The 23,399-nt window shown below is 69.5% G+C and carries 20 protein-coding genes; 7 read left to right on the forward strand and 13 right to left on the reverse strand.

The genetic code is table 11. The features are described from left to right. The first annotated feature begins 17 nt into the window (after window positions 1-17). Complete coding sequence (locus MKD50_RS19475) at window positions 18-1,301, forward strand: Zn-dependent hydrolase (RefSeq protein WP_252668294.1); 1,284 nt, start codon at window positions 18-20, stop codon at window positions 1,299-1,301. 19 nt (window positions 1,302-1,320) lie between these two features. After that, window positions 1,321-2,811: a M81 family metallopeptidase gene (locus tag MKD50_RS19480; protein WP_252668296.1), complete on the forward strand. Its 1,491-nt coding sequence runs from the start codon at window positions 1,321-1,323 to the stop codon at window positions 2,809-2,811. A 481-nt stretch (window positions 2,812-3,292) separates the two neighbouring features. Here MKD50_RS19480 and MKD50_RS19485 read toward each other — a convergent pair whose 3' ends face one another. After that, window positions 3,293-4,159 carry a LysR substrate-binding domain-containing protein gene (locus MKD50_RS19485; protein ID WP_252668298.1) on the reverse strand — a complete coding sequence of 289 codons (867 nt, stop codon included), beginning with the start codon at window positions 4,157-4,159 and terminating at the stop codon, window positions 3,293-3,295. A 143-nt stretch (window positions 4,160-4,302) separates the two neighbouring features. On the opposite strand from MKD50_RS19485, the gene MKD50_RS19490 reads away from it, so the two are divergent. The 3 genes from MKD50_RS19490 (at window position 4,303) to MKD50_RS19500 (ending at window position 8,131) form a co-directional block, all read left to right on the forward strand. Then, on the forward strand, window positions 4,303-4,788 hold the full coding sequence (locus MKD50_RS19490) for a (2Fe-2S)-binding protein (protein WP_115700803.1): 486 nt from the start codon (window positions 4,303-4,305) through the stop codon (window positions 4,786-4,788). Continuing rightward, entirely contained in the window at window positions 4,785-6,929 is a 2,145-nt protein-coding gene (locus MKD50_RS19495; RefSeq protein ID WP_252668299.1) for a xanthine dehydrogenase family protein molybdopterin-binding subunit, read from the forward strand. The genes MKD50_RS19490 and MKD50_RS19495 overlap by 4 nt, the downstream gene beginning before the upstream one ends. Window positions 6,930-7,099: 170 nt before the next feature. Further along, window positions 7,100-8,131 carry a patatin-like phospholipase family protein gene (locus MKD50_RS19500; protein ID WP_240070737.1) on the forward strand — a complete coding sequence of 344 codons (1,032 nt, stop codon included), beginning with the start codon at window positions 7,100-7,102 and terminating at the stop codon, window positions 8,129-8,131. Here MKD50_RS19500 and MKD50_RS19505 read toward each other — a convergent pair. The 3 genes from MKD50_RS19505 to MKD50_RS19515 all read right to left on the reverse strand — a co-directional run bounded on the left by MKD50_RS19505 (window position 8,112) and on the right by MKD50_RS19515 (window position 13,283). Continuing rightward, the gene (locus MKD50_RS19505) at window positions 8,112-8,753 is read right to left on the reverse strand and encodes an HD domain-containing protein (protein WP_240070736.1); all 642 of its coding nucleotides are present in this window, start codon (window positions 8,751-8,753) and stop codon (window positions 8,112-8,114) included. The genes MKD50_RS19500 and MKD50_RS19505 overlap by 20 nt on opposite strands. After that, window positions 8,750-12,223 carry an adenylate/guanylate cyclase domain-containing protein gene (locus MKD50_RS19510; RefSeq protein WP_252668301.1) on the reverse strand — a complete coding sequence of 1,158 codons (3,474 nt, stop codon included), beginning with the start codon at window positions 12,221-12,223 and terminating at the stop codon, window positions 8,750-8,752. The genes MKD50_RS19505 and MKD50_RS19510 overlap by 4 nt, the downstream gene beginning before the upstream one ends. Window positions 12,224-12,356: 133 nt before the next feature. Then, a complete protein-coding gene (locus MKD50_RS19515) occupies window positions 12,357-13,283 on the reverse strand; it encodes a LysR family transcriptional regulator (RefSeq protein WP_252668303.1) in 927 nt (308 codons plus the stop codon). Window positions 13,284-13,409: 126 nt separating this feature from the next. On the opposite strand from MKD50_RS19515, the gene MKD50_RS19520 reads away from it, so the two are divergent. Continuing rightward, window positions 13,410-14,429 (forward strand): aldo/keto reductase, encoded by a 1,020-nt coding sequence (locus tag MKD50_RS19520; RefSeq protein WP_240070733.1) that lies wholly within the window; start codon window positions 13,410-13,412, stop codon window positions 14,427-14,429. Window positions 14,430-14,464: 35 nt separating this feature from the next. After that, window positions 14,465-14,890 carry an SRPBCC family protein gene (locus tag MKD50_RS19525; RefSeq protein ID WP_252668305.1) on the forward strand — a complete coding sequence of 142 codons (426 nt, stop codon included), beginning with the start codon at window positions 14,465-14,467 and terminating at the stop codon, window positions 14,888-14,890. A 148-nt stretch (window positions 14,891-15,038) separates the two neighbouring features. Here the strand turns inward: MKD50_RS19525 and MKD50_RS19530 are convergent, their stop codons facing one another. Genes MKD50_RS19530 through MKD50_RS19570 form a run of 9 tightly spaced genes read right to left on the reverse strand, consistent with a single transcriptional unit; the run spans window position 15,039 to window position 23,347 of the window. Next, a complete protein-coding gene (locus MKD50_RS19530; RefSeq protein WP_018007284.1) occupies window positions 15,039-15,392 on the reverse strand; it encodes a RidA family protein in 354 nt (117 codons plus the stop codon). Between the two features lie 45 nt (window positions 15,393-15,437). Further along, window positions 15,438-16,595: an NAD(P)/FAD-dependent oxidoreductase gene (locus MKD50_RS19535; RefSeq protein WP_240070731.1), complete on the reverse strand. Its 1,158-nt coding sequence runs from the start codon at window positions 16,593-16,595 to the stop codon at window positions 15,438-15,440. After that, the gene (locus MKD50_RS19540; protein WP_115700777.1) at window positions 16,585-17,964 is read right to left on the reverse strand and encodes an FAD/NAD(P)-dependent oxidoreductase; all 1,380 of its coding nucleotides are present in this window, start codon (window positions 17,962-17,964) and stop codon (window positions 16,585-16,587) included. The genes MKD50_RS19535 and MKD50_RS19540 overlap by 11 nt, the downstream gene beginning before the upstream one ends. Then, window positions 17,957-18,319 (reverse strand): (2Fe-2S)-binding protein, encoded by a 363-nt coding sequence (locus tag MKD50_RS19545; protein ID WP_115700775.1) that lies wholly within the window; start codon window positions 18,317-18,319, stop codon window positions 17,957-17,959. The genes MKD50_RS19540 and MKD50_RS19545 overlap by 8 nt, the downstream gene beginning before the upstream one ends. Further along, window positions 18,309-19,445, reverse strand: coding sequence for an NAD(P)/FAD-dependent oxidoreductase (locus MKD50_RS19550; protein WP_252668307.1), 1,137 nt, complete (start codon window positions 19,443-19,445; stop codon window positions 18,309-18,311). Before MKD50_RS19550 ends, MKD50_RS19545 begins: the two co-directional genes overlap by 11 nt. A gap of 12 nt (window positions 19,446-19,457) precedes the next feature. Next, window positions 19,458-20,252 (reverse strand): ABC transporter permease, encoded by a 795-nt coding sequence (locus MKD50_RS19555; RefSeq protein WP_252668310.1) that lies wholly within the window; start codon window positions 20,250-20,252, stop codon window positions 19,458-19,460. A 12-nt stretch (window positions 20,253-20,264) separates the two neighbouring features. Continuing rightward, window positions 20,265-21,146, reverse strand: coding sequence for an ABC transporter permease (locus MKD50_RS19560; protein WP_252668388.1), 882 nt, complete (start codon window positions 21,144-21,146; stop codon window positions 20,265-20,267). Between the two features lie 34 nt (window positions 21,147-21,180). Further along, entirely contained in the window at window positions 21,181-22,260 is a 1,080-nt protein-coding gene (locus tag MKD50_RS19565; protein WP_252668312.1) for an ABC transporter ATP-binding protein, read from the reverse strand. 52 nt (window positions 22,261-22,312) lie between these two features. After that, the gene (locus MKD50_RS19570) at window positions 22,313-23,347 is read right to left on the reverse strand and encodes an ABC transporter substrate-binding protein (RefSeq protein ID WP_115700761.1); all 1,035 of its coding nucleotides are present in this window, start codon (window positions 23,345-23,347) and stop codon (window positions 22,313-22,315) included. Window positions 23,348-23,399: the final 52 nt, after the last annotated feature.

Raw genomic sequence — 23,399 nt, forward strand, 5'->3', positions numbered from 1 at the left:
CCGAGACGAGGAACGACATGACGACATTGCAAGCTGCACGCGCGGCAGCGGCGAGCGCCGGCGCGCGCGCCGACCTGCGCATCGACGGCCGGCGCCTGTGGGACACCCTGATGCGCCTGGCCGCCATCGGCGCCACGCCCAAGGGGGGCGTCTGCCGGCTGGCGCTGACCGACCTGGACCGCCAGGGCCGCGACTTCTTCGTCGCCGAGGCCCGGGCGGCCGGATGCACGATTCGCGTCGATGCCATCGGCAATATCTTCGCGCGGCGCGCCGGGCGCGACGACACCCTGCCGCCGGTGATGACCGGCAGCCATATCGACACCCAGCCGACCGGCGGCAAGTTCGACGGCAACTACGGCGTGTTCGCCGGCATCGAAGTGCTGCGCACGCTGGCCGACGCCGGCATCGTCACCGATGCCCCGCTCGAGGTCGCGGTCTGGACCAACGAGGAAGGCTCGCGCTTCGTGCCGGTGATGATGGGCTCGGGCGCGTTTATCGGCGAGTTCGCGCTGGCGGACATGCTGCAGCAGCGCGACCGCGACGGCATCAGCGTCGGGCAGGCGCTGCAGGCCATCGGCTATGCCGGGCCGGAACCGGTTGGTGCGCGAGCGGTCGGCGCCTACTTTGAAGCGCATATCGAACAAGGCCCGGTGCTGGAGGCCAACGACACCACCATCGGCGTGGTCACGGGCGCGCTCGGCCAGCGCTGGTACGACGTGGTGCTGACCGGGATGGAAGCGCATGCCGGCCCCACGCCGATGGCGCTGCGCAAGGACGCGCTGCTGGCGGCGTCGGAACTGGTCGGCATCATCAACCGCATCGCGCTCGATCATCCCCCGCATGGCCGCGGCACGGTGGGTTGCCTCGGCGTGCATCCCGATTCGCGCAACGTCATCCCCGGCAAGGTCACGATGACAGTGGACCTGCGCGCCGGCGACGACACGGTGCTGTCGGCGATGGACGCGGCGCTGCGCGGGCAGGTTGCCGCACTGGCGGCGCGCAGCGGCATCGCTATCGATCTGCGGCAGGTGGTGTACTTCCCGCCGCAGCCGTTCGATGCGCGGCTGGTCGAGGCGGTGCGCGGCGGCGCGCAACGGCTCGGCCATTGCGCCATGGACGTGATCAGCGGCGCCGGCCATGACGCGGTCTACCTGGCCCGCGTCGCCCCGGCCGCGATGATCTTCGTGCCGTGCAAGGACGGCATCAGCCACAACGAAATCGAAGATGCCCGGCCCGAGCACCTCGAGGCCGGCTGCAACGTGCTGCTGCACGCCATGCTCGATGCCGCCACGCGGCCATGACACCGGAACGGACTGCCCGATGAAGATCCTGATTGCCCGACTCAACCACGAGACCAACACCTTTTCACCGGTGCCGACGCCACTGGCTGCGTTCGCGCCTGCCTATGGCGACGCTGCCTATCGCGCCGCCAAGGGCACCCGCACCGCCGCCGGCGCCTTCATCGACCTGGCCGAGGCCGCCGGCGCCGACATCGTGGTGCCCGTGATCGCCGGCGCCAACCCGAGCGGCTGCGTCGCCGCCGACGCCTACACCCACCTGTGCGACACCATCATCGCCGCGGCCCATGGTTGCGATGCGGTGATGCTCGACCTGCACGGCGCGATGGTGGCCGAGAACAGCGACGACGGCGAAGGCGACCTGCTGCGCCGCCTGCGTGGCGTGCTGCCGCACGCGCCGGTCGCGGTCGCGCTGGACCTGCACGGCAACATCACGCAGGCGCTGGTCGACCATGCCGACGTCGCGGTCAGCTTCAAGACCTACCCGCACGTGGACATGTATGAAACCGGCGCCCATGCCGGCCGGCTGTTGCTCGACATGATTGCCGGGCGCGTGCGCCCGGTGATGGCGTGGCGGCGCCCGCCGCTGATCACCCACACCCTGCGCAGCCGCACTGACGAAGGCGCCATGCAGCGCGCCGTCGCGCTGGCGCGCGAGGCCGAGCGGGACGGCATGCTGGCGGTGTCGGTGCTGGCCGGCTTCGGCCTGGCCGACATCGCCGCGCCCTGCCTGAGCGTGATCGTGGTCGGCGACGGCGACCCCGCCAGGGCGGACGAGGTCGCCAGCCGGATCGCGGCACAAGCGTGGGCCGAGCGCGACGCCTTCGCCTACCAGGCCGAGCCGCTCGCCAGCTCCATCGCGCGCGCCGCGCAGCTTGCCGACAGCGCGGACCGTGCCGATGCAAGGCCGGTGCTGCTGCTCGACCATGGCGACAACTGCATGTCCGGCGGCACCTGCGACAACATGGCGGTACTTCACGAAGCGCTGGCGCAGGGCCTGACCGGGATCGCGGTCGGGCCCGTGTGCGACCCGGAGGCGGTGGCCGCGCTGGTCGACGCCGGCGTCGGGGCCAGCATCACGCTGGCGCTCGGCGACAAGGTTGCGCTACCCCAGCTGGAGGTCTATCCGCAAGCCAGGCAGCTGACCGGCACGGTCGCGGCAATCAGTGACGGCGAGTACACCATCACCGGGCCGACCTACACCGGGCAGCGCATCCGCATGGGCCGCACCGCCTTGCTCGATATCGGCGCGGCGCAGGTGATCGTGACCGAGACCCCGCAAGAGCACTGGGACCTGGGGATTTTTACCCATATCGGCATCGATCCGCATCGGGCCAGGTTCCTGCTGCTGAAGTCGCGCATGTACTGCCGGCCGGTGTTCGTGCCGATTGCCAAGGCGGTGGTGGAGTGCGACGGGGAGGGGGTTACCAGTTCGCGCTATGAGCGGTTTCCGTTCCGGCGGGTTGAGAGGCCGGTTTATCCGCTGGATGCTGCTGCTGACTGGGCGGGATAGTCTGCGCGGACTGATGCGGTTGACTTCGTTGATGCGCCGGCCCTCACCCCCGCCCCTCTCCCGCACGCGGCAGAGGGGAGCAAACAAGCAGGCAATAAAAGCCAGAGAGATCGCCAGCGACAACGCGTGCGAGCGCAGCGACGCACTCCGTGCCCGGGCAGTAGACCTGAGATAGGGAGCGCGCGCAGCGCAGCCGAAGGCGTCCCACCAACAACGCCGTTAGCAGGCGGCCACCGACCTAAAGTCGGGTTCGTCCATCCGACCCCGAACGCCAGGCACTTCCAGGTAGCGTCAGCAGGGCCGAACCACCAACAGCCTCACCGTAAGTCACCACCGTTCGAACCTCCGACACCGCCTTGGCCAGCCGCCCAGGCGACGCGCTCTTTGCCTCCTTTCTGTCGCTCGGACAGAAAGGAGGTCGCCGGCTACGCCGGCGAAACAGCCGCGCCCGCCAAGCACGACACCGCTTCGCAACTTCCTCTCACCCCGCCAAAGCCGCCTCCCGCAACCACTCCGCAAAGCCCCTAATCAACCCCTGCTTGGGATTATCCCCACGCCAGACGATGTAGCAGTTATGGCTGGCAGGAAAACTGTCCACCAGCGGCCGCACCAGCCGCCCCGCAGCGATGGCCTCGCGTGCCAGCAAGGCCCGCGTAAGGGCCAGGCCCATGCCGCTGGCCGCAGCTTCGATCAGCAGCGCGCGGCAGTCGAACACGATGCCGTCCTCGGGTTCGTCCAATGCCACGCCCGCGGCGGCGCCCCACTGCGCCCAGCGGAAGCGCGCATGCCGCAGCCGTGGCAGGTGCGCGGCATCAGCCGCGGTCATGCCGGCATGCCGCTGGGCGAAGCCCGGACTGCATACCACGATGATGTCGTCGTCGAACAGCTTCAGGCACTGGTAGCCGGTGAATGGCGCGGGGCCGTAGCGCAGGCTGACGTCCAGGTCGGAGCGGGCAAAGTCGGGGTCCTCGGTGCTGGCGGCGATGGACAGGTCCAGGCCGGGCAGCGCCTCGCGCAGTTGCGGCAGCTTGGGTACCAGCCACGCGCCGGCCAGTTCGGGGCTGACATTGACATGCAGCGACTGCCGTTCGCGCGCGCGCCGCGCGGCCGCGCCGGCCAGCGACAGTTCCACCGCGCGCAGGGCGCGGTCGAGGTCGTCGGCCAGTTCGCGGCCGGTGGCGGTCAGCTCCAGCTGCCGGCCGGCGCGCAGGAACAGGGTGCAGCCAAGCTGTGACTCCAGTGCACGGATATGCCGGCTGATGGCGCCGTGCGTCACGCACAGCGCATCGGCGGCGCGCGTCATGCTGCCCGTGCGCGCGGTCGCGGCAAAGGCCTGGAGCACTTGCATCGAGGGAAGCCTGCGGATCATGGCTGTGATCTTGCCTCACAGGTGCTGGCAAAACAAGTCGATTGTCCTGCCATGCCGCGCGGCCGATACTGGGCCGCACCGAACCGGCCGCTGCGAAGCCGGTGCGCAACGAGGAGACCCCCATGAAGCTGCAATTGAAGATCAACGGCAAGCGCCACGCCGTGGAGGCCGAACGCGACATGCCCCTGCTGTGGGTGCTGCGCGATTACCTGGGCTATACCGGCACCAAGTTCGGCTGCGGTGCGGGCCTGTGCGGGGCTTGCACCGTGCATGTCGATGGCAAGGCGGTGCGCGCCTGCATCACGCCTGTGGGCACCGTCGCGCGCGCCGACATTACCACCATCGAAGGATTGTCGGCCGACAATTCGCACCCGGTCCAGCGCGCGTGGATTGCCGAGCAGGTGCCGCAGTGCGGCTATTGCCAGTCGGGCATGATCATGGCCGCCTGCGCGTGGCTGCAGGACAACCCGTCGCCGCGGCCGGAGGAGATCCGCGCCGGCATCACCAACCTGTGCCGCTGCGGCACCTATCCGCGCATCGAACGCGCCATTTTGCGCGCCGCCACGGCACTGAACGCCGGCGACCCGAAAGGGGGGGCGTCATCGTGAGCCATCTCCACGCAAGCCGCCGCCGTTTCCTGCAAGCCGCCGGCGCCGTCCCCGCCGCACTGGTGCTGGGTTTCCACCTGCCGCTGGCGAAGGCGGCCGACGCCGCCGCGCCCGCGCGCGACCCGGACGACGTCAACGCCTGGTTGCGCATCGATGCCGACGGCGGCGTGACCATCATGGTGCCGTCGGCCGAGCTGGGGCAGGGCGTGATGACCTCGGCCCCCATGCTGATCGCCGAAGAGCTCGAGTGCGACTGGCGCCAGGTGCGCGCCGAGCTGGCCCCGACCGACCCGGTGTACAACAACCGAATGTTCAAGGTGCAGGCGACCGCCAGCAGCACCTCGGCACGCTGGTCGTTCGAGCCGCTGCGCCGCATCGGCGCCACCGCGCGCGAGATGCTGCGCGAGGCCGCCGCGCAAACCTGGAGCGTGCCGGTGGCGCAGTGCCGCGCCGTGCAGGGCGTGGTGCGGCATGAGCCTAGCGGGCGCACGCTCGGCTACGGTGCGCTTGCTGCGCAGGCCGCGGCCTTGCCCCGCCCGGCCAACGTGGCACTGAAGGATCCGCGCGACTGGAAGCTGCTGGGCCGCCCGACGGACCGCCTCGACATTCCGCTGAAGACGCGCGGTGCCGCGGTGTTCGGCGTCGACGTCAGGGTGCCGCGCATGCTGGTGGGCTCGGTGATGGCATGCCCGGTCTTCGGCGGCACACTGCGCCGGGTCGATGCGCGGCCGGCGCTGGCGCTGCGCGGCGTGCGGCGCGTGGTGCCGCTGGACGATGCCGTGGTAGTGCTGGCCGACAGCTACTGGACCGCGCGCAAGGGCCTGGCCGTGCTGCAGCCTGACTGGCAGTTGCCGCAAGGCCAGTTGGCCGGCGACGCTGCCTTGATGGCCGGCTACCGCGATGCCGCGCGCAGCGCCTCGGCGATGGCACTGCGCCACGGCGATCCTGACACGCAGATGCAGGGCGCACAGGCCTACACCGCCGAATACGAAGTGCCATACCTCGCCCACGCCACCATGGAGCCGATGAACGCCACCGCCGACGTGCGCGCCGAGCGCGCCGAGGTCTGGGGTCCGACCCAGGTTTGCGGCGAGATCGCGCAGCGGCTGTCCGGCGTGCTTGGCATGCCCGCCGCACGCATCGTCGTGCACGGCACCTTCGTCGGCGGTGGCTTTGGCCGGCGCGAGGAGTTCGATGTCTTCGTCCAGGCCGCGCTGGCGTCGAAGGCGGCGGGGCAGCCGGTCAAGCTGATCTGGTCGCGCGAGGAAGATGTCCGGCACGACTTTTACCGGCCCGCGGCGGCGGCGCGCTTCAGCGCGGTGCTGGCCCCGGATGCGGCCGGCATCCGCGCGCTGGATGCGCGCCTGGCCTGCTCGTCGATCTATGTCCGCAATTTCCCGGACCGGGTCAAGGCCGGGGTCGACCCCAAATCGGTCGAAGGGGTGGTGGATCTGCCTTACGCGCTGCCCCACGTCGCTGTGCGCCATGCGATGGTCAATACCGCCGTGCCGGTGGGCTTCTGGCGCGGCGTGGGCTATACGCAGAACACATTCTTCGCCGAGAGCTTTATCGACGAACTGGCCCATCACGCCAAAGCCGATCCGCTGCAGTTCCGGCTGAACCTGCTGGCCGACCGACCGCGACCGGCGCGCTTGCTGCAGCGCCTGGCGCAGCACGTCGGCTGGGGCAGCGCGCCGGCAGGGCGCTTCCACGGCGTGGCGCTGTCGCAGGCGTGGGGCTCGCTGTGCGCGACGGTGGTGGAGTTGTCGGTGCAGGGCCAGCGCATCACGCTGCACCGCATCGTCAATGCCATCGACTGCGGCACCGTGATCAACCCCGCGACGGTCGAGCGCCAACTGGAGGGTGCCAGCATCTGGGGCCTGAGCGCGGCGCTGTCGGGTGCCATCACCATTGCCGACGGGCGCGTGCAGCAATCCAACTTCCACGACTATCCACTGTTGCGGCTGGCGCAGACGCCGCGCTTCGAGGCGGTGCTGGCGCCCAGCGGCGAGCGCATCGGCGGCGTGGGCGAGTCGGCGGTGCCGACGCTGGCGCCGGCGCTGACCAATGCGCTGTTCGCCGCGACCGGCCAGCGCCTGCGCTCGCTGCCGCTGGTGCGGCATGGGTTCGAGCTGGCGTAGCGGGGCGCGGGTACGTCCGCAAGTGATGCCGATGCCACGCTTCGCGGGGACCATCATGACGTGGCGGGCCGGCGCTGTGTGTCATACCACGCACGGCGCCCTACGCCCCGGGCGCGGTTCTTCCCTACACTTGAGCATGGCGCCTTGTCGCCGCCCAGGGGAACACACCTATGCCGCCCGAGCCTGTCCAAGCCAAGCCCGTGGCGCTGGCCTTGCAAGGCGGCGGCATGCATGGCGCGTTTACCTGGGGCGTGCTGGACCGCCTGCTGGAAGATGGGCGGCTGGTAGTCGAGGGCGTCAGCGCCACCAGCGCCGGCGCGATGAACGGCACGGTGCTGGCCTATGGCCTGATGCAGGGCGGCAGCGAAGGCGCGCGCCAGGCCCTGCATGACTTCTGGCAGGCCATCGCGCTCTCCGCGCAGCGCTTCAACCCGTTGCGCTGGCTGCCGTGGTTCAAGGGCAGCCACACACTGGGGCTGAACCATTCCCCGCTGTACGCCATGGCCGACATCACGCTGCGGCTGCTGTCGCCGTACCAGTTCAACCCGGGCAATGCCAATCCGCTGCGCGACGTGCTGCTCGGCCAGGTGGATTTCGCGGCGCTGCGCGCCCATTGCCCGATCCGGCTCTATCTGTGCGCGACCAATATCGAGACCAGCCGCATCCGCATCTTTGCGCAGGAAGAGCTGAGCGTCGACGCGGTGCTGGCCTCGGCCTGCGTGCCCACGCTGTTCCAGGCGGTCAGCATTGACGGCCAGCATTACTGGGACGGCGGCTATGTCGGCAACCCGGCGATCTTTCCGCTGATCTATCACTGCGAGACCCACGATGTCGTGATCGTCCACATCAATCCGATCGTGCGCCGCGGCGTGCCGACCACGGCGGCGGAGATTTTGAACCGGGTCAACGAGGTCAGCTTCAATTCGTCATTGATGCGTGAGATGCGAGCGATCGGCTTCGTTACCACGCTGATCCAGCAGGGCAAGATCGACCGCAACGAGATGAAGGAGATGTGGATTCATTCGATCCGCTCGGACGAGACCATGGCCACGCTCGGGGTCTCGACCAAGTACAACGCCGACTGGGACTTCTTGTGCAGGCTGCGCGACCAGGGCCGGCAGGCCGCCACGCTCTGGCTCGATCGCAACTATGACTGCGTGGGCCAGCGTTCCAGCGTCGATATCACCGGCGAATTCCTGTAGGCGCGGGCTGGGCCAGCCGCCAGGCCAGATTGGCACGCGCCTGCGCCTCGTAGCGCGACCGGAACAGGTCGGTGGCATAGATGCGGGGACTGGCCAGGAGGCGCTGCAGGAAAGCCCGCTCGGCGGCGTCATAGGCGCCATCGTCCAGGTCGGTGCGCTCGGCGCGCAGGCGCGCGCCGTTGTCTTCGAAGCGCGCGCGGCTGTATCCCAGCGCGGCCAGGTCGATATCGGCGGTAAAGCGCCCGGCCAGGCTGGCGGGCACGTCGGCGTGCGTGGTCTCCAGGATCAGTGCGGCCACGCGTGCGGCGTTGCCGACCGTGCCGGCCGACCAGTGCTGCAGCCAGGCAGCGCTGCGCGCTTCGTTGTCGGCGGCGCCGGGCACGTAGATGACGTCATGGCACCACAGCGCCAGTTCGACGTCGGCGGCATCCGGGATCGCGCTGCGCGCCCAGTCGAGGTCGCGCAGGCAGCGCCGCACATGGTCCAGGGTGTGGTAATGCCGGGTCGGCTCGCCGTAGCAGCGCGCCAGGTCGGCATACGCGTCCGCCGCGCGGGTGCCGCCCGCCAGGGTCCAGAGCGCGACAAAACGCTCTTGCAGCGGGTTGGCGGCGGCGGTGCTCATGCGCGCGCCGGACCCGTGTCGCGGGCCGCGTCGTGGTTGGCAAGTTCGGCCAGCAAGGCCTGCGCCTCCTGCCAGTCGGCGCCATCGGTGCCCTCGCTGAAGCTGGCGTGGATGCGCGCCAGCGCTTCGCGCGCGGCGTCGCCCTTGCCCTGGCGCTGCCACAACCGGGCCAGGCTGAGCGCGGCCTGCAGTTCCAGCGGCCTGGCGCCCTGGCCGTGGGCGACCGCGAGCGCGCGCTGGAAGCAGGCCTCGGCTTCATGGCTGGCGGCCGCGCCCGCATCGGGACCGGCGAGCTGCAGCAGCATGTCGCCGCGCAGCCGATAGACGGCGGCTTCATCGAGCCGCTCGCCGGTCTCATCGACCATGGTCTGGGCGCGCGTCAGCACGTCAAGCGCGGCGGCGGGCTGGCCGGCCTTGCCGCAGGCCTCGGCCAGCATTGCCAGCAGGTTTGGCATGCCGAGTTCGCCGCCGGTGGCCTCGTAGGCGGCCAGGCCGCGTCGCATCTGGGCAATGCCTTCCTCGTGGCTGCCCTGCTCGGACAGCGCCCAGCCCTGCAGCACGGTGCCCCAGGCCAGGTAGATCGGGAAGCCCTGTTCGCACGAAATGGCAATGGCGGCTTCGGCATATTCCCTGGCCTGCGCGGGCTCGCGGCGCCAGCGGTACTGTTCCGCCGCGAACACCAGGCACAGCGCCAGGTTGTAGGCATCCGGGCGCGCCCGTGCCAGCGCCAGCGCCTCGCGGCTGCGCGCGAGGGCCTGGTCGGCAAGTCCCTGGTACCACAGGATCCAGGCCAGCGTGCTGGTGGCATGGACCATCGGGTCGCGGCCGTAGCCGGTCAGGAAGTCGTAGGCGGAGTGCTCGGGGTGCGGCACGGCCAGCACGGCCTCCATATGCGCGCGCGCCTCTTCCAGCAAGCCCAGGCGAAACAGCGTGGCGCCCAGCGCGCGATGGCCTTCGGCCAGCTGCTTGGGCTTTTGCGACTCGGTGGCCAGCGCCAGCAGGCGCCGCGCCAGCGGCAGCGACACCTGGTATTGCGCGCGCAGCTGGTAGAAGGCCCACATGCCCAGCTGCGCCGAGAACACATAGGGCGTCTGCCGCCCCTGCTCGCACAGCGACATCGCGCGCCGGTAATTGGCTTCCACCTCGGGCGAGGCCTGGCCGCGCGCCGCGATCAGCGCGGGCCCCAGCGTCAGCAGCAGCGTCAGCTCCAGGCGCGCGCGCTCGGCGCTGTCGGGCTGGCGCTTGAGCAGGGCAATGGCCTCGCTCAGGTGCCGGATCGCTTCTTCCTGCGCCGAGCGCTGCAGCGCCTGCTGGCCGGCGCAGTGCAGGTACTCGACCGCCTTCTGCACATTGCCGCTGTGGCTGTAGTGGTGGGCCAGTTCGCTGCAGTAGTCCTTGAGCCGTCCGTGGAACATCGCCTCGATCGCCTGCGCCGAGCTTTCATGCAAGGCGCTGCGGCGCTCGGTCAGCAGCGAGCTGCCGGCCACCTCCTGGGTCAGCGCATGCTTGAAAGCGTACTCCACCTCGGGGAAGGCGGGGCGTTCGTAGATAAAGTCGGCGCCCTCCAGATCGCGCAGCAGCGGATGCAGCTGGTCTTCGGGCAGCCCGGTGACGCGCAGCACCAGGCCCAGCGGAAACTCCTTGCCGATCACGGCGAGGGTCTGCAGCAGCTCCTTCTGCGGCAGCGGCAGCCGGTCGATGCGGGCGGCCAGCACGCCCTGCACGGTGGTCGGGATGTGCAGCAGCGCCGGCGCCTTCTCGATGCGGTAGCTGCCCGGCTGGCCCAGCAGCGCGCCTTCCTCGGCCAGGGTCTGGACCACTTCCTCCATGAAGAAGGGATTGCCTTCGGTCTTGTCGAGGATCAGCCGCTTCAGCGGCGCCAGGCTGGGGTCGTCGCCGAGCAGCGCGGTCAGCAGTTCCTGCGCCTCGGCCTGTCCCAGCGGCTGCAGGCGCAGCTGCGAGTAATGGGCGCCCGCGTCCCAGCGATGGCTGTATTCGGGCCGGTAGTTCACCAGCAGCACGATGCGCGCGCCGGGCACGTGGTCGACCAGCATGTTGAGGAAGGCCTCGGTCTCGCCGTCCAGCCATTGCAGGTCCTCGAAGATGACTTCCAGCGGCTGGTTCTGGCTTTCGCGGACCAGCAGCCGCGCAATCGCGTCGAAGGTGCGCTGGCGCCGCAGCGCCGGGTCCATGGTCGGCAGCGTCGAGTCGGGCTCGACCACGCCGAGCAGGTAGAGCAGGTAGGGCAGGTGCTCTTCCAGCGAGCGGTCAAGCGTCAGCAGCCTGCCGGTCAGCTTCTCGCGACAGCTGCGGTCGCCGTCGTGCGCCGTGATCTGGAAATAGTTCCTCAGCATCTCGATCAGCGGCAGGTAGGCAAAGGCCTTGCCATGCGAGACCGAGAACGTCTCCAGCGCCAGGCAGCCTTGCTGCGACCTGACCTTGAATTCATGGAACAGCCGCGACTTGCCGACGCCGGCCTCGCCGACCACCGCGACGATGCGCCCTTGACCGGCCTTGGCCTGCTCCAGTGCCGCGTTCAGGTGCGCAAGCTCGTCCTGGCGCCCGACAAAGCGCGCCAGGCCGCGGTGCGCGGCCACCTGCAGCCGCGTGCGCAAGGGTCCCGGACCGATCACCTCGTACACCGCCAGCGGTTCGCGCACGCCCTTGACGCTGGTGGTGCCCAGTGCCGTGAACTCGAAATAGCCTTCGGTCAGCTTGTGGGTCGACTCGCTTACCAGGATCGACGCGGGCGTGGCGATGCCCTCCATGCGCGAGGCGATATGGATGGTGTGCCCGACCGGATCGTAGTCGGTGTGCAGGTCGTCCTTGCGGATCGAGCGCACCACCACCTCGCCGGTATGGATGCCGATGCGGACCTGCAGCGGAATGCCTTGCTCCAGGCGCACGCGGTCGCTGTGCCGGTGCATCGCATCCTGCATGCGCAGCGCCGCGTACAGCGCGCGCAGTGCGTGGTCCTCGTGGGCGATGGGCGCGCCGAACAGCGCGAGGATGCCGTCGCCGAGGAACTTGGCGACGTAGCCCTCGTAGTGGTGGACCGCTTCCATCATAAGCGTCACCACGGGATCGATCAGGCGGCGTGCGTCCTCCGGGTCCAGGTCCTGCGTCAGCGCGGTGGAGCCGGCCATGTCGGCAAACAGCGCGGTGATGGTCTTGCGCTCGCCGGCGGTCTCGCCGCGGGCTTCCATCGCCGCCTGCTCGGCCAGGATGCGCCCGGCCAGGTGTGGCGGGGTGTAGTGGACCGGCGCCGGACTGTCCTGGCGCGGCGCGGCTGGCGCAGGCGCAGTCGTGGCGGGCGCGTCGGGCAGGCCGACGCCGCAGACGCGGCAGAACCGCGCCGCCACCGTGGCCTCGGCGCCGCATTGAGGGCACACGCGGGCAAGCCGCGCCCCGCACGCCTCACAGAAGTTGGCGCCAGCAAGATTGCCGAAGCCGCATTGGCTGCAGCGCATTTCGCCTCCCGGCCGTCATTGCCAGCTTGACGGTACTAAGGCTATTAGAGGCGGGATAGCGAGGGTGTCAAGGACGCCGCTGCGTGGCAACCAACGGATCGCGGCTTGCGTTGCCGCGCAATACCGGTGCGGCTCACGCTGCCTGTGCCGCGGTGTGCGCGGTGGCCATCATGCTCGATTGCAGCAAGGTCTTGCGGAAGATTTCGACCAGCGGCCGCAGGTTGACCTTGTGCCAGGCAGCCCACAACGGGGTGCGGTAGTCGAGCCACGACAGTTCGTGCAGCACTACGCCGGCCGGTGCCTGGTGACGCAGGCTTTGCTGGATGGTGGTCAGGCCCAGCCCCGCGGCCACGAGCCCCAACGCGGCCAGCGGCTCGGTCGCTTCCATGGTGATGGTGGGGGTGAAACCCGCCCGGGCGCAGGCCGCGATGAAAGCGTCGTGCCGCAGCGCGGTTTCCTGGTGCATCACGCCGATCCACTTCTGTGCGGCGAGGTCGGCCGGAGTGAGCGGCTCGGTCCCGGCCAGCGGGTGGCCCTCGGGCAGCGCCAGCAGCATCGGGTCGTTGAGTACCTGGGCGGCCTCGAGGTCCGGATCGTCCGGCATGGGCGGCTCGCACACCAGCGCGATATCGAGGCTGCGCTGGCGCAGTCCTTCGAGCTGCGTTGCCGACTGCTGGTTGTACAGCGCGATATGGACGGCGGGCCGGTCGTGGCGCAACTCGCGCAGCGCGTTCGGCAGGATGCCGGAGTGCATCGCGTATTCGAGGTAGCCGATGCACAGGCCGCCTTCATCGCCGCGCCCAAGACGCCGGGCCAGCGATTCGAGCCGGGTGCCGTGGGTCAGGAAGGCGCGGGTCTCGGCCAGGAAGATGCGGCCGTCGCGCGTAAGGCGTATGCGCTGCTGGGAGCGCTCGAACAGTACCAGCCCCAGCTTCTCTTCAAGCTGGGCGATCTGCCGGCTAAGTGGCGATTGGGAGATATGGAGCCGCTCGGCGGCGCGGCCGACGTGCTCTTCCTCGGCCACGGCGACGAAATAGTGAAGTTGACGGATGTCCAGCATGTCTACCCCTGAGTGATACTTGAAAATTCAGACCTATAGGGTATCAAGTATTTCAAATTCCGTCTTGGACAGACTCAACTGGCCACCCTAGACTGCCTTCACCCCAACTTACTTTGTGGAGCAGTCATGAGTATCAAAGACAAACTGGCCGGCAACGTGCTCGGCTTTGGCACCGCCCCGCTGGGCAATATGTTCCGCGACATCCCGGAAGCGGAGGCGCAGGCCACCGTGGACGCGGCCTGGGCGCAAGGCGTGCGCTACTACGACACCGCGCCGTTCTACGGCGCCGGGCTGGCCGAAATCCGGCTGGGTGAAGCGCTGTCCCGCCACCCGCGCGACGAATACGTGCTCAGCACCAAGGTCGGCCGCCTGATCCTGGATGAAGTCGAAGACGCCAGCGCGCGGGCGCTGGGCGAGAAGAGTGGCCTGTTCGCGGCCGGACGCCCGAACAAGCTGGTCAACGACTATTCGGCGGACGCCACGCTGCGCTCGATCGAGGACAGCCTCAAGCGGATGAAGACCGACCGCCTCGATATCGTGTGGGTCCACGACATCGCCCAGGACTTCTATGGCGACGAGTGGCTGGCCTATTTCGAAACCGCCCGCAAAGGCGCCTTCAAGGTGCTGACCCGGCTGCGCGAAGAGGGCGTGATCAAGGCCTGGGGCCTGGGCGTGAACCGCGTCGAGCCGATCGAACTGACGCTGGATCTGGATGAGGCGCAGCCCGACGGCTTCCTGCTGGCGGGCCGCTATTCGCTGCTCGACCATGAGCGCGCGCTGCAGCGCCTGATGCCGAAGGCGGCCGAGCGCAAGACCGAGATCGTTGTCGGTGGCCCGTACAGCTCCGGCATTCTCGCCGGCGGCTCGCATTTCGAGTACCAGAAGGCGCCGCCCGAGATCATCGCCCGGGTCGAGCGCATCAAGGCGGTCGCGCAACGCCACGGCGTCAGCATCAAGGCCGCGGCGCTGCAATTCGTGCTGGCCAATCCCGCGGTGGCCGCGGTGATCCCGGGCGCGAGCCGGCCCGAGCGCATCGCCGAGGACGTCGCCGCGCTGAACGAGAAGATTCCGGCCGATTTCTGGCGCGAGCTGCGCGCGCAGCACCTGGTCGCGGCAAATGCGCCGCTGCCCGGCGACCGCGTCTGATCCCAATACTGCAATCTGATTTCAAGGAGCCAACCATGGCACAAGCTTCTGCAACGATCACGCTGCCGGTGTCGCCGGACCGCGTCTGGCAACTGATTGGCGGCTTCGATTCGCTGCCCGACTGGCTGCCGTATATCCCCAAGAGCGAACTGAGCGAGGGCGGCCGCGTGCGCAGCCTCGTCAATCCGGACGGCGACGCCATCGTCGAACGGCTCGAGGCCTTCGACCAGAGCGCGCGCAGCTACACCTACTCGATCCTGCAGGCGCCGTTCCCGGTCACCGGCTACCGCTCCACGCTGCGCGTGGTTGGCATCGACGGGGACCAGGCCGCGCGCGTCGAGTGGTCGGGCCAGTTCACGCCTGCCGGCGTGAGCGACGACGAGGCATCGCAGCTGTTCGAGGGCATTTATCGCGATGGCCTGCAAGCCCTGCAGGCGACGCTGGCCGGAGCGGCGTCATGAAGCGCCTGATTGCGCCATGGATGGCCCTGGGGCCATGGCTGGCGCGATGACGCAGGCCCACGCGGCCGCCGGCGTGCCGGGCGGGGGCCGCGTGCTGTTCCAGTACGGCGAGTAATGCCGCCGGATGGCGGTCTGGCGCGATGCGGCGTCAGACCGCCGCTGTCACGATGATCTCCACCAGCAGTTCCGGCCGCGCCAGCCTGGCCTCGCAGGTGGCGCGCGTGGGGACCGCGTCCTCGGGGATCCACGCTTCCCAGGCGGCATTCATGCCGGCGAAATCCTGGTCGATATCCTTGAGCCAGATCTGCGCCGAGAGCAGCCGGCTGCGGTCGCTGCCGACGCTGGCGAGGTAGCCGTCGATTTTCTCCAGCACATCGCGCGTCTGCGCGCCGATATCGCCGGATGGATCGGTGGCCGTGACACCGGCCACATACACCACGCCGTTATGCACGACGAGGCGGGAAAGACGTTTGGTGGACTGGAAGCGCTGGATATTGCTCATCCGTATGACCTCGGCAAAAAAGTTGGATAGGGAGCCGGCTGGAAGCTAGTCGCGCAGCGCGCCGGCCGTGGCACTGCGGGGTTTGTCGAAACGGTCGATGGCAAAGGCGTCGATCGGCAGGGCGGATCGACCTTCGGTGACAAGGTCGGCAACGATCTGTCCCACGATCGGCCCCAGTTCGAAGCCATGCGCGGAGAAACCGAAGGCATGGACCACGCCCGGTGCCGACCGGCTCGGTCCGATCACCGGTATCTGGTCCGGCAGGAAGGCCTCCACCCCGGCCCACGCGCGATTGATGCCGAGCGGTCCCAGGTGCGGGAACAGCGCGGTGACGGTCTGCGCGCTGGCGCCAAGCCCGAGCATGTCGACTTCGCCATGCCGGGCCCGGGCGTCGGCGGCGCAGCGCAGGCCGCCGCCGATCAGCACGGTGCCGTTGTCGAACTGCTTGAACGACAGCGCGCGCCCGGTTGCGCCCAGCACCGGCCTGACGAACGGCGCCACGCGGTGGGTGATCATCAGCATCAGTCCGCCGGCTTCGACCGGCACCGGCTCGCCGAGCTGAGCGGCGAAGGCGCCGGCCCAGGCGCCGGCCGCGTTCACCAGCCGCTGCGCGCGGAACACGCCGCGCGGCGTGTGTACGTGCCAGCGGCCGCGCGCGTATTCCAGGCGTTCGGCGGGAGTGGCTTCATGGATGGCGGCGCCGGCCGCTTCGGCGGCGCGGCGGAACGCGGTGACGGCGCGGTAGGGCAGCGCATGGCCGTCGCGGCTTGCCCAGATCGCGCCGGTGACATGGGGTGCGATCGACGGGACCAGGGCACGTACCGTGTGGGCGTCGACCAGCGTTTCGTGGGTAAAGCCCGCGGCTTCGAGCTGGGCCACGCGCCGGCGCAGCACCTCCAGCTCGGCGTCGGTCTCGGCCACCTTCAGCTGGCCGCTGGGGACAAAGCCGGCGTCGTCGCCGGTCAGGTCCGCCAGCCGGTGCCAGAGCTCGAGCGAAGCCAGTGCCAGCGGAATCTCGGCCATGTGGCGCCCCAGCGTGCGCACGCCGCCGGCGTTGACCCCCGACGCATGCCGGCCGCAATACTCGGCCTCGAGCAGCGTCACGCGCAAGCCCTTGCGCGCGAGGTGCAGCGCGCTCGAGGTGCCCTGCAGCCCGCCGCCGATGACGATCGCGTCGGCATCGGCCCCGCTGTCATCCTTCATTGGCCAGTTCTCCGAGCGTGACCGGCTTGATCGGCGGACGGATGCGGTAGTAGCCGACCTGCTGCGGCGGCACGCCGCGCGCGTCGGCGATGATCTCGGTGACCGTCAATCCGCACTGGCGGCCCTGGCACGGCCCCATGCCGCAGCGGCCGAACGACTTGGCCTGGTTGGGCCCGCTGCAACCCAGCGCGACGAAGCCGCGGATGGCGCCGGCGGTCACTTCCTCGCAGCGGCAGACCACCACGTCGTCCGCCGGCACGCGGTTGGCCGGCTTGGGGCGGTACAGCGCGTCGAGGAAGGGCCGGATGCTCAGGTGCGAGCGCAGCGCGGCGCGCAACGGGGCGGCCAGGCGGTCGCGTTGCGCGGCGTCGACGCGGCCGACGTTATGGGCCGCGGCCAGGCCGGCCAGCTCGCCTTGCAGCGCCGCGGCAATGGCGCCGCCGATGCCGCGGCCATCGCCGGCGACGAAGATGCCCGGCAGGTCGAGCGCGCCCCAGTCGTCGACCACCGGCTGCCAGCACAGCTGCCTGTCGTCCCAGCGGTGCGCCGCGCGCAGCGCCCACGTGAACTGGGTGTTGGGGACCACGCCCTGGTGCAGCAGCACGGCCTGCGTCGCAATGCGGTGCGACTGCCCGCGACTGGTGAAACGCAGCGCCCGCACCGCCTCGTCACCCTCGACCGACAGGTTCGTGGCGCCCTTGTAGAAGGGCACGCCGCCGCGCTTGAGCGCCCGCATCAGCGCCAGGCCCTTCTTCAGGTAGCGCCAGCCTGCCAGCGCGCCGCCCAGATGGGCCAGCGCGCGCTGGTAGTCGGCACCGTCGGTGGTGTCGACGATGGCGCGGATCGGCACGCCGGCGCGCACGTATTGCCAGCCGAGCAGGTAGAGCAAGGGCCCGCAGCCGGCCAGCACCACCGGTTCGGCCGGCACCACGTCGGCGCTCTTGAGCAGGATCTGCGCGGCGCCGGCGGTCAGCACGCCGGGCAGCGTCCAGCCCGGGATCGGGAACGGGCGCTCCATGGCTCCGGTGCAGAGAATCACCTGCCGCGCCTGCAGGCTCGCGACGCGGCCCTGGCGCAGGTAGTGCACGGCGTGCTCGCGCGTGACCTGCCACACCGCCGCACCGGTGATGTGCTGCGCGCCGCTGGCGGCGAAGCGGTCCGCCAGCGCGCGGCCGGCGGCGTAGTCGGGGCCGAGGATGCGCAGGCGTTCCGGTGGCGCGCTCTCGATGCCGCGATAGATCTGGCCGCCACAGGCCTCCTGCTCGTCGAGCAGGGCCACGCGCGCGCCGCTGGCCGCTGCCGCGACCGCGGCCGCCATGCCGGCGGGGCCGGCGCCGATGATGGCGATGTCGACGTCACGCTCAGCCATGGGCCACCTCCGGAGCGTGGCCAGCCTCTGCCGGCGCGGGCAAGGGCAAGGTGCGCGCGCCGTCCTGCGTGTGCACGCGCATGCCTTCGCGCACGGTTACCAGGCAGCTTTGCCGGCTCGGCTGCCCATCGATCTCCATCAGGCATTCGAAGCAGACGCCCATCATGCAATACGGCGCGCGCGGCTCGCCGCTGACCGGCGAATTGCGCAAGCGCGTGACGCCGCTGGCCAGCAGCGCCGCGGCAACGCTGCAACCGGCCGGCACCCGCAGCGGCGCGCCATTGAATTCGATGGTGACGGTATCCGCGTCGGCGCCGGAGGTGGCACGCCGTTTGAACAGGCGATCAGTGGGCATGGTGGAAGGTCTGGTTGGAGTTCAGGAAACGGTCGCCGGTGAATACGTCGATCCCCTGCGGCCGTTCGCCGCCGGCCACCCACGGGGCGACGCGCAGTGCGTGCGCCGCGGCCAGCGTGACGCCGCTGTGGCAGGTGGTGACGAAGGCGCCGGGACAGGTCGGGCTTTCCTGGTAGATCGGATAGCCGTCCGGGCTCATCACGCGCAGCGCGCCCCACGCGCGCACCAGCTTCAGGCCGGCCAGCGCGGGGAAGCTGCGCACGCCGCGGCGCGCAATGTCGGCGAGCACGCCGGCGGTGGTGCCGTCGTCGAAGCCGACGTCTTCCATCGAGTCGCCGAGCTGGATCGTGCCTTCGTCGGTCTGGCGCACGTAGGTGGTGGGGAAGTCAAGGAAGCGCGTGGCGCGCTCGCCGATCAGGACCTGGCCACGGTTCGGTGCCACCGGCGCGTGCAGGCCGACCTCAGCGGCGAGCTTGCGGTTGCCTAGGCCGGCGGCCAGCACCACGCGCGGCGCGACAAAGCGCGCCCGGCCGCCTTCGCCCGCATGGACCGTAAAGCCGCCCGCTTCAGGCGTGATCGATTGCGCGCCATGCCGGCCGACGATACGCACGCCACGCCGCTGGCAGGCGGCATGCAGCGCGCGCAGCAGCTTGAGCGGATTGGTGTGCCCGTCCATTGGCGTATAGCTGGCGCCGACCACCTCCGGGCCCACGCCGGGCAGCCGTTGCGCGAGTTCGCGGTGGTCGAGCATCGCGAACGGATAGTCGCCCTGCAGCGCGTCCTGGATGCTCTGCAGGCGCTGGCGGCGCTCATCCATGTCCGCCTCGGAAAAGCACAGGTGGAAGCCGCCGGGCTGGCGCAGGCAGACGTCGATGCCGGTCTCGTCGCGCAGCGCATCGCGCAACTGCGGCCACAGCCGCGCCGAGCCCAGTGTCCAGCGCGCGTAGGGCGCCATGCCCAGGCCCTTGCCCTGGACCCAGACCAGGCCGAAGTTGCCGCGCGAGGCGCGCAGGGCGTCATCGCCCTCGTCCAGCACGGTGACGCGCAAGCCTTGTCCGGCGGCGCCGTAAGCGATGGCGGTGCCGACCAGGCCGCCGCCAATCACGATCAGATCGGATGTGGTCATGTCAGTCAAAGTTCAGTTCTTGCCGATCAGCACGCGGTCGAGGCCGACGATGCGGTCCAGCAGCACCATCAGCACCAGCGTGCCGACGATCAGCACCGTGGAAACCGAGGCCACCAGCGGATCGATGGTCTGGGCGATCTGGTTGTACATCGCCACCGGCAGCGTGGTGGTGCCCGGCGTGGCGACGAAGACCGTCATGGTCAGTTCATCGAAGCTCTGGATGAACGACAGCATCCAGCCGCCCACCACGCCGGGCAGGATCAGCGGCAGCACCACGCGGCGGAACGCCGTGAAGCGACTGGCGCCGAGCGAGAGCGCGGCACGCTCGGCATCGCGGTCCAGCCCGGTGGCGGCGGCCAGCACCAGGCGCAGCGCGTAGGGCATGACCACCACCACGTGCGTCAGCGCAAGCCAGAAGAACGACCCGGTCACGCCCAGCGTGGTGAAGAAGCGCAGGAAGGCCACCCCCAGCACCACGTGCGGGATCATCAGCGGCGACAGGAAGAAGGCCATCAGCGCGCCGCGGCCGGGGAAGCGATGGCGCACCAGCGCCAGCGCGGCGGGCACCGCCAGCGCCACCGCGATGGTGGCGCTGACCAGGCCGAGTGTCAGCGACAGCCAGATCGCGTCGACGATCTCGTGCGCATCCGCAATGGCGCGGAACCAGCGCAGCGACAGGCCGTCGGTGGGCATCGAGATATAGCCCTTGCCGGTGAAGGACACCGCGACCACCACCAGCAGCGGCGCCACCATGAAGGCGATAAAGAGGGCGTGGTACAGCAGGGACAGGGGACCGTTCTTGCGCATGGCATCAGCTCCTCATGCTTCGAAGACCTGGCGGAAGCGGCGCTCCACCAGCCGGTTGCAGCCGACGATGACGATCACGTTGGCGATCAGCAGCAGCACCGCGATGGCGGCGCCGAGCGGCCAGTTGAGCGTGTTCAGGAATTCGTCGTAGGCGGCGGTGGCCACCACCTTTAGGCGGCGCCCGCCGAGGATGGCCGGGGTGGCAAAGGCCGAGGCCGACAGCGCGAACACGATGATGCTGCCCGACAGGATGCCCGGCAGGATCTGCGGCAGGATCACGCGGCGGAACACCGTGAAGGGCGAGGCGCCGAAGGCCTGGCCGGCCTGCTCGACCTGCGGGTCCAGCTTCTGCAGCGAGGCCCATACCGAGATCACCATGAACGGCATCATCACGTGCGTCAGCGCGATGATCACGCCGGTCTGCGTAAACACCAGCTTCACCGGCGCATCGACCAGGCCGAGCCACTGCAGGGTCTCGTTGATCAGGCCGTTGTTGCCCATCAGGATGGCCCAGCCCAGCGTGCGCACCACCACCGAGATCAGCAGCGGCCCGAGGATCACGATCAGGAAGAGGCCGCGCCACGGACTGCGCATGCGCGACAGGATCAGGGTTTCGGGCACGCCGAACACCACCGCAAGCACCGTTACCGCCAGTGCCATGCCGGCCGTGCGCAGGAAAATCTCGTGGTAATAGCTGTCGCCGAGGATCTCGAGATAATTGGCCGCGGTCATCGCCGGCAGCACGCCGCGGCTGCCGTCGAAGACGTGCAGCGACAGCAGGCCCGTGAGCAGCAGCGGCACCAGCAGCATCGCGCAGAACAGCAGCAGGGCCGGGCCCGACAGCAGCCATGGGGCCGCGCCGGCAAGCGGCCGGCGCGGCAGGCGCGGCGCCATCGCGTGCGCGCCAGCAAGGTTGGGAGTGGCGGTGTCAGGCATGGCGCGCCTCCGTGGCGGTTTCGCTGGTCAGCACGCGCAGGTCCTGGTCGTGCCACAGCACGCTGACGGCCGCGCCTTCGGCCGGCGGCGTCTCGCCCAGGTTGGGCTGGCTCACGCGCAGCCGGCCCAGCGCGCTGTCGATCTCCAGCATCCAGTGGTTGCCGAGGAACAGCCGCGTGTGAACCGTGCCGGGGATGCCGCCGTCGCCGGACTGGCCCAGCCGGATCTTCTCGGGACGCACGTAGACCTGCACCTCGCGCCCGACCTGGCGGCCCTCATGCGGCACGTGCGCCAGCGTGTCGCCCAGGCGCACTTCGCAGCAGCGCGCGTTGGTCTGCTCGACCACGCCGGCGAGGCTGTTGGTCTTGCCCAGGAAACCCGAGGCAAAGGCCGACTGCGGCCGCTCGTAGGCCTCGAACGGCGTGGCCAGCTGGACGATGCGGCCGCCATGCATCACCGCGATGCGGTCGCTCATGGTCATGGCCTCGACCTGGTCGTGCGTGACCAGGATGGTGGTGATGCCGAGCTGGCGCTGGATCGCGCGCAACTCGAGGTGCATGTCCTCGCGCAGCTTGGCATCGAGGTTCGACATGGGCTCGTCGAGCAGCAGCACCTCGGGGCGGATCGCCAGCGCGCGCGCAATCGCCACGCGCTGGCGCTGGCCGCCCGACAGCTCTTTCGGATAGCGCTGGCCGAGGCCGCCCAGCCGCACCAGCTCTAGCGCCTCGTCGATCCTGCGGCCGCGCTCGGCGGCGGCCACGCCGCGCATCTCCAGGCCGAAGCCGATATTGGCGGCCACGGTCATGTGCGGAAACAGCGCGTAGCTCTGGAACACCACCCCCATGCCGCGTTTTTCGGGGCGCAGCGCGGTGATGTCGCGCCCGTCGAGCACGATGCGGCCGCGCGTGGGTTCGACGAAGCCGGCGATCATCTGCAGCGTGGTGGTCTTGCCGCAGCCGGACGGGCCGAGCAGCGACAGGAATTCGCCGCGCTCGACATCGAGGCTCAGGTTTTCAACGGCATGGAAGCTGCCGAAGGCCTTCGCGAGGCCGCTCAGTGTGAGGAAGCTCATGGTTTTGCGGGGGCAGTCGTGGTGGCTATCGTGGGGCGATCGTGGCGCGGGCTCAGCGCTCGACCGTGCGGTTCCAGCGGTTGGTCCACTCGGCACGCTTCTCGTTGACCACGGTCCAGTTGGTCGGCAGCAGCGTGTCGATCTGGGCCTTGCCGTACGGCACCTTGGCGGCCACCTTCGGTTCGAGCCTGACGCTGGCATTGACCGGTCCCCAGCCCTGGCTGTCGGCCAGCACGGTCTGCACCTCGGGCGTGAGCAGGTACTGGATAAAAGCCTGCGAGGCCTCGGCCACGTCGCTCTGCACCACCGGGCAGGCGGCCGTCAGCAGCGCGGGGGCGCCTTCCTTCGGATAGACGAATTCCACCGGGAAGCCGGTGTCCTTCAGGCTTTGCGCGCGGCCGCTGCCCCACACCGCCAGCGTGACGTCGCCGTTCTGGAACAGCTCGGTCATCTTGCCCGGCGAAGGCTCCCAGGCCAGCACGTTGGGGCCGACCTCGCGCGTCAGCGCGGCGAAGCCCGGCTCGACATTCTGATCGCCGCCCTTGCGCAGCTTGGCGAACATGATCAGCGTCTGCAGGCCGTAGGTGTTGCTGATCGGCGGGATCGCGACCTTCTGGCGGAATTTCTTGTCGGTCAGCACCTCCCACGATTCCGGTTTCGGCAGGCCTGCCTTGCGGAATGCCTCGGTGTTGTAGACCAGGCCCGTCGCCACCACGCCGATGCCGGTGGCCTTGTTCTCGCCCAGCTTCGCCAGGGGATAGAGATCCTTGTACACCGGCGCATCCTTGACGGCATCGCAGAAACCGAGCTGCAGCGCCTGATACATCGGGCCGTCGTCGAGCAGCACCACGTCGAGTTCCTGGCGCGCCTTCTGTGCCTGCAGCTTGGCCAGCGTGTCGGTGGAATTGCCGGCGACATAGACCACCTTGACCTTATGCCGGGTCTCGAAGGCGGGGATGATCTTTTCCTTGAACACCTTTTCGGTCGAACCGCCGTACGAGCCGACGTAGAGCGTCGGCTGCTGAGCCAGCGCGGCCGAGGTGCCGCACAACGCGACCACGGCCGCGGCGAGAACTTGCTGTTTCATGCTTTCCTCCCTGTTATGCACCGTCAACTTGCCATCGATCCCCAAAACCATG

It is taken from the genome of Cupriavidus mimosae (genome assembly GCF_023952485.1).
GTDB classification, from domain to species: domain Bacteria; phylum Pseudomonadota; class Gammaproteobacteria; order Burkholderiales; family Burkholderiaceae; genus Cupriavidus; species Cupriavidus taiwanensis_C.

Bases quoted from the DNA above. Each gene is read 5' to 3' on its own strand.
- MKD50_RS19475 (WP_252668294.1), top strand. From the start codon at position 18: ATGACGACATTGCAAGCTGCACGCGCGGCAGCGGCGAGCGCCGGCGCG.
- MKD50_RS19480 (WP_252668296.1), top strand. From the start codon at position 1,321: ATGAAGATCCTGATTGCCCGACTCAACCACGAGACCAACACCTTTTCA.
- MKD50_RS19485 (WP_252668298.1), bottom strand. From the start codon at position 4,159: ATGCAAGTGCTCCAGGCCTTTGCCGCGACCGCGCGCACGGGCAGCATG.
- MKD50_RS19490 (WP_115700803.1), top strand. From the start codon at position 4,303: ATGAAGCTGCAATTGAAGATCAACGGCAAGCGCCACGCCGTGGAGGCC.
- MKD50_RS19500 (WP_240070737.1), top strand. From the start codon at position 7,100: ATGCCGCCCGAGCCTGTCCAAGCCAAGCCCGTGGCGCTGGCCTTGCAA.
- MKD50_RS19505 (WP_240070736.1), bottom strand. From the start codon at position 8,753: ATGAGCACCGCCGCCGCCAACCCGCTGCAAGAGCGTTTTGTCGCGCTC.
- MKD50_RS19510 (WP_252668301.1), bottom strand. From the start codon at position 12,223: ATGCGCTGCAGCCAATGCGGCTTCGGCAATCTTGCTGGCGCCAACTTC.
- MKD50_RS19515 (WP_252668303.1), bottom strand. From the start codon at position 13,283: ATGCTGGACATCCGTCAACTTCACTATTTCGTCGCCGTGGCCGAGGAA.
- MKD50_RS19520 (WP_240070733.1), top strand. From the start codon at position 13,410: ATGAGTATCAAAGACAAACTGGCCGGCAACGTGCTCGGCTTTGGCACC.
- MKD50_RS19525 (WP_252668305.1), top strand. From the start codon at position 14,465: ATGGCACAAGCTTCTGCAACGATCACGCTGCCGGTGTCGCCGGACCGC.
- MKD50_RS19530 (WP_018007284.1), bottom strand. From the start codon at position 15,392: ATGAGCAATATCCAGCGCTTCCAGTCCACCAAACGTCTTTCCCGCCTC.
- MKD50_RS19535 (WP_240070731.1), bottom strand. From the start codon at position 16,595: ATGAAGGATGACAGCGGGGCCGATGCCGACGCGATCGTCATCGGCGGC.
- MKD50_RS19540 (WP_115700777.1), bottom strand. From the start codon at position 17,964: ATGGCTGAGCGTGACGTCGACATCGCCATCATCGGCGCCGGCCCCGCC.
- MKD50_RS19545 (WP_115700775.1), bottom strand. From the start codon at position 18,319: ATGCCCACTGATCGCCTGTTCAAACGGCGTGCCACCTCCGGCGCCGAC.
- MKD50_RS19550 (WP_252668307.1), bottom strand. From the start codon at position 19,445: ATGACCACATCCGATCTGATCGTGATTGGCGGCGGCCTGGTCGGCACC.
- MKD50_RS19555 (WP_252668310.1), bottom strand. From the start codon at position 20,252: ATGCGCAAGAACGGTCCCCTGTCCCTGCTGTACCACGCCCTCTTTATC.
- MKD50_RS19560 (WP_252668388.1), bottom strand. From the start codon at position 21,146: ATGGCGCCGCGCCTGCCGCGCCGGCCGCTTGCCGGCGCGGCCCCATGG.
- MKD50_RS19565 (WP_252668312.1), bottom strand. From the start codon at position 22,260: ATGAGCTTCCTCACACTGAGCGGCCTCGCGAAGGCCTTCGGCAGCTTC.
- MKD50_RS19570 (WP_115700761.1), bottom strand. From the start codon at position 23,347: ATGAAACAGCAAGTTCTCGCCGCGGCCGTGGTCGCGTTGTGCGGCACC.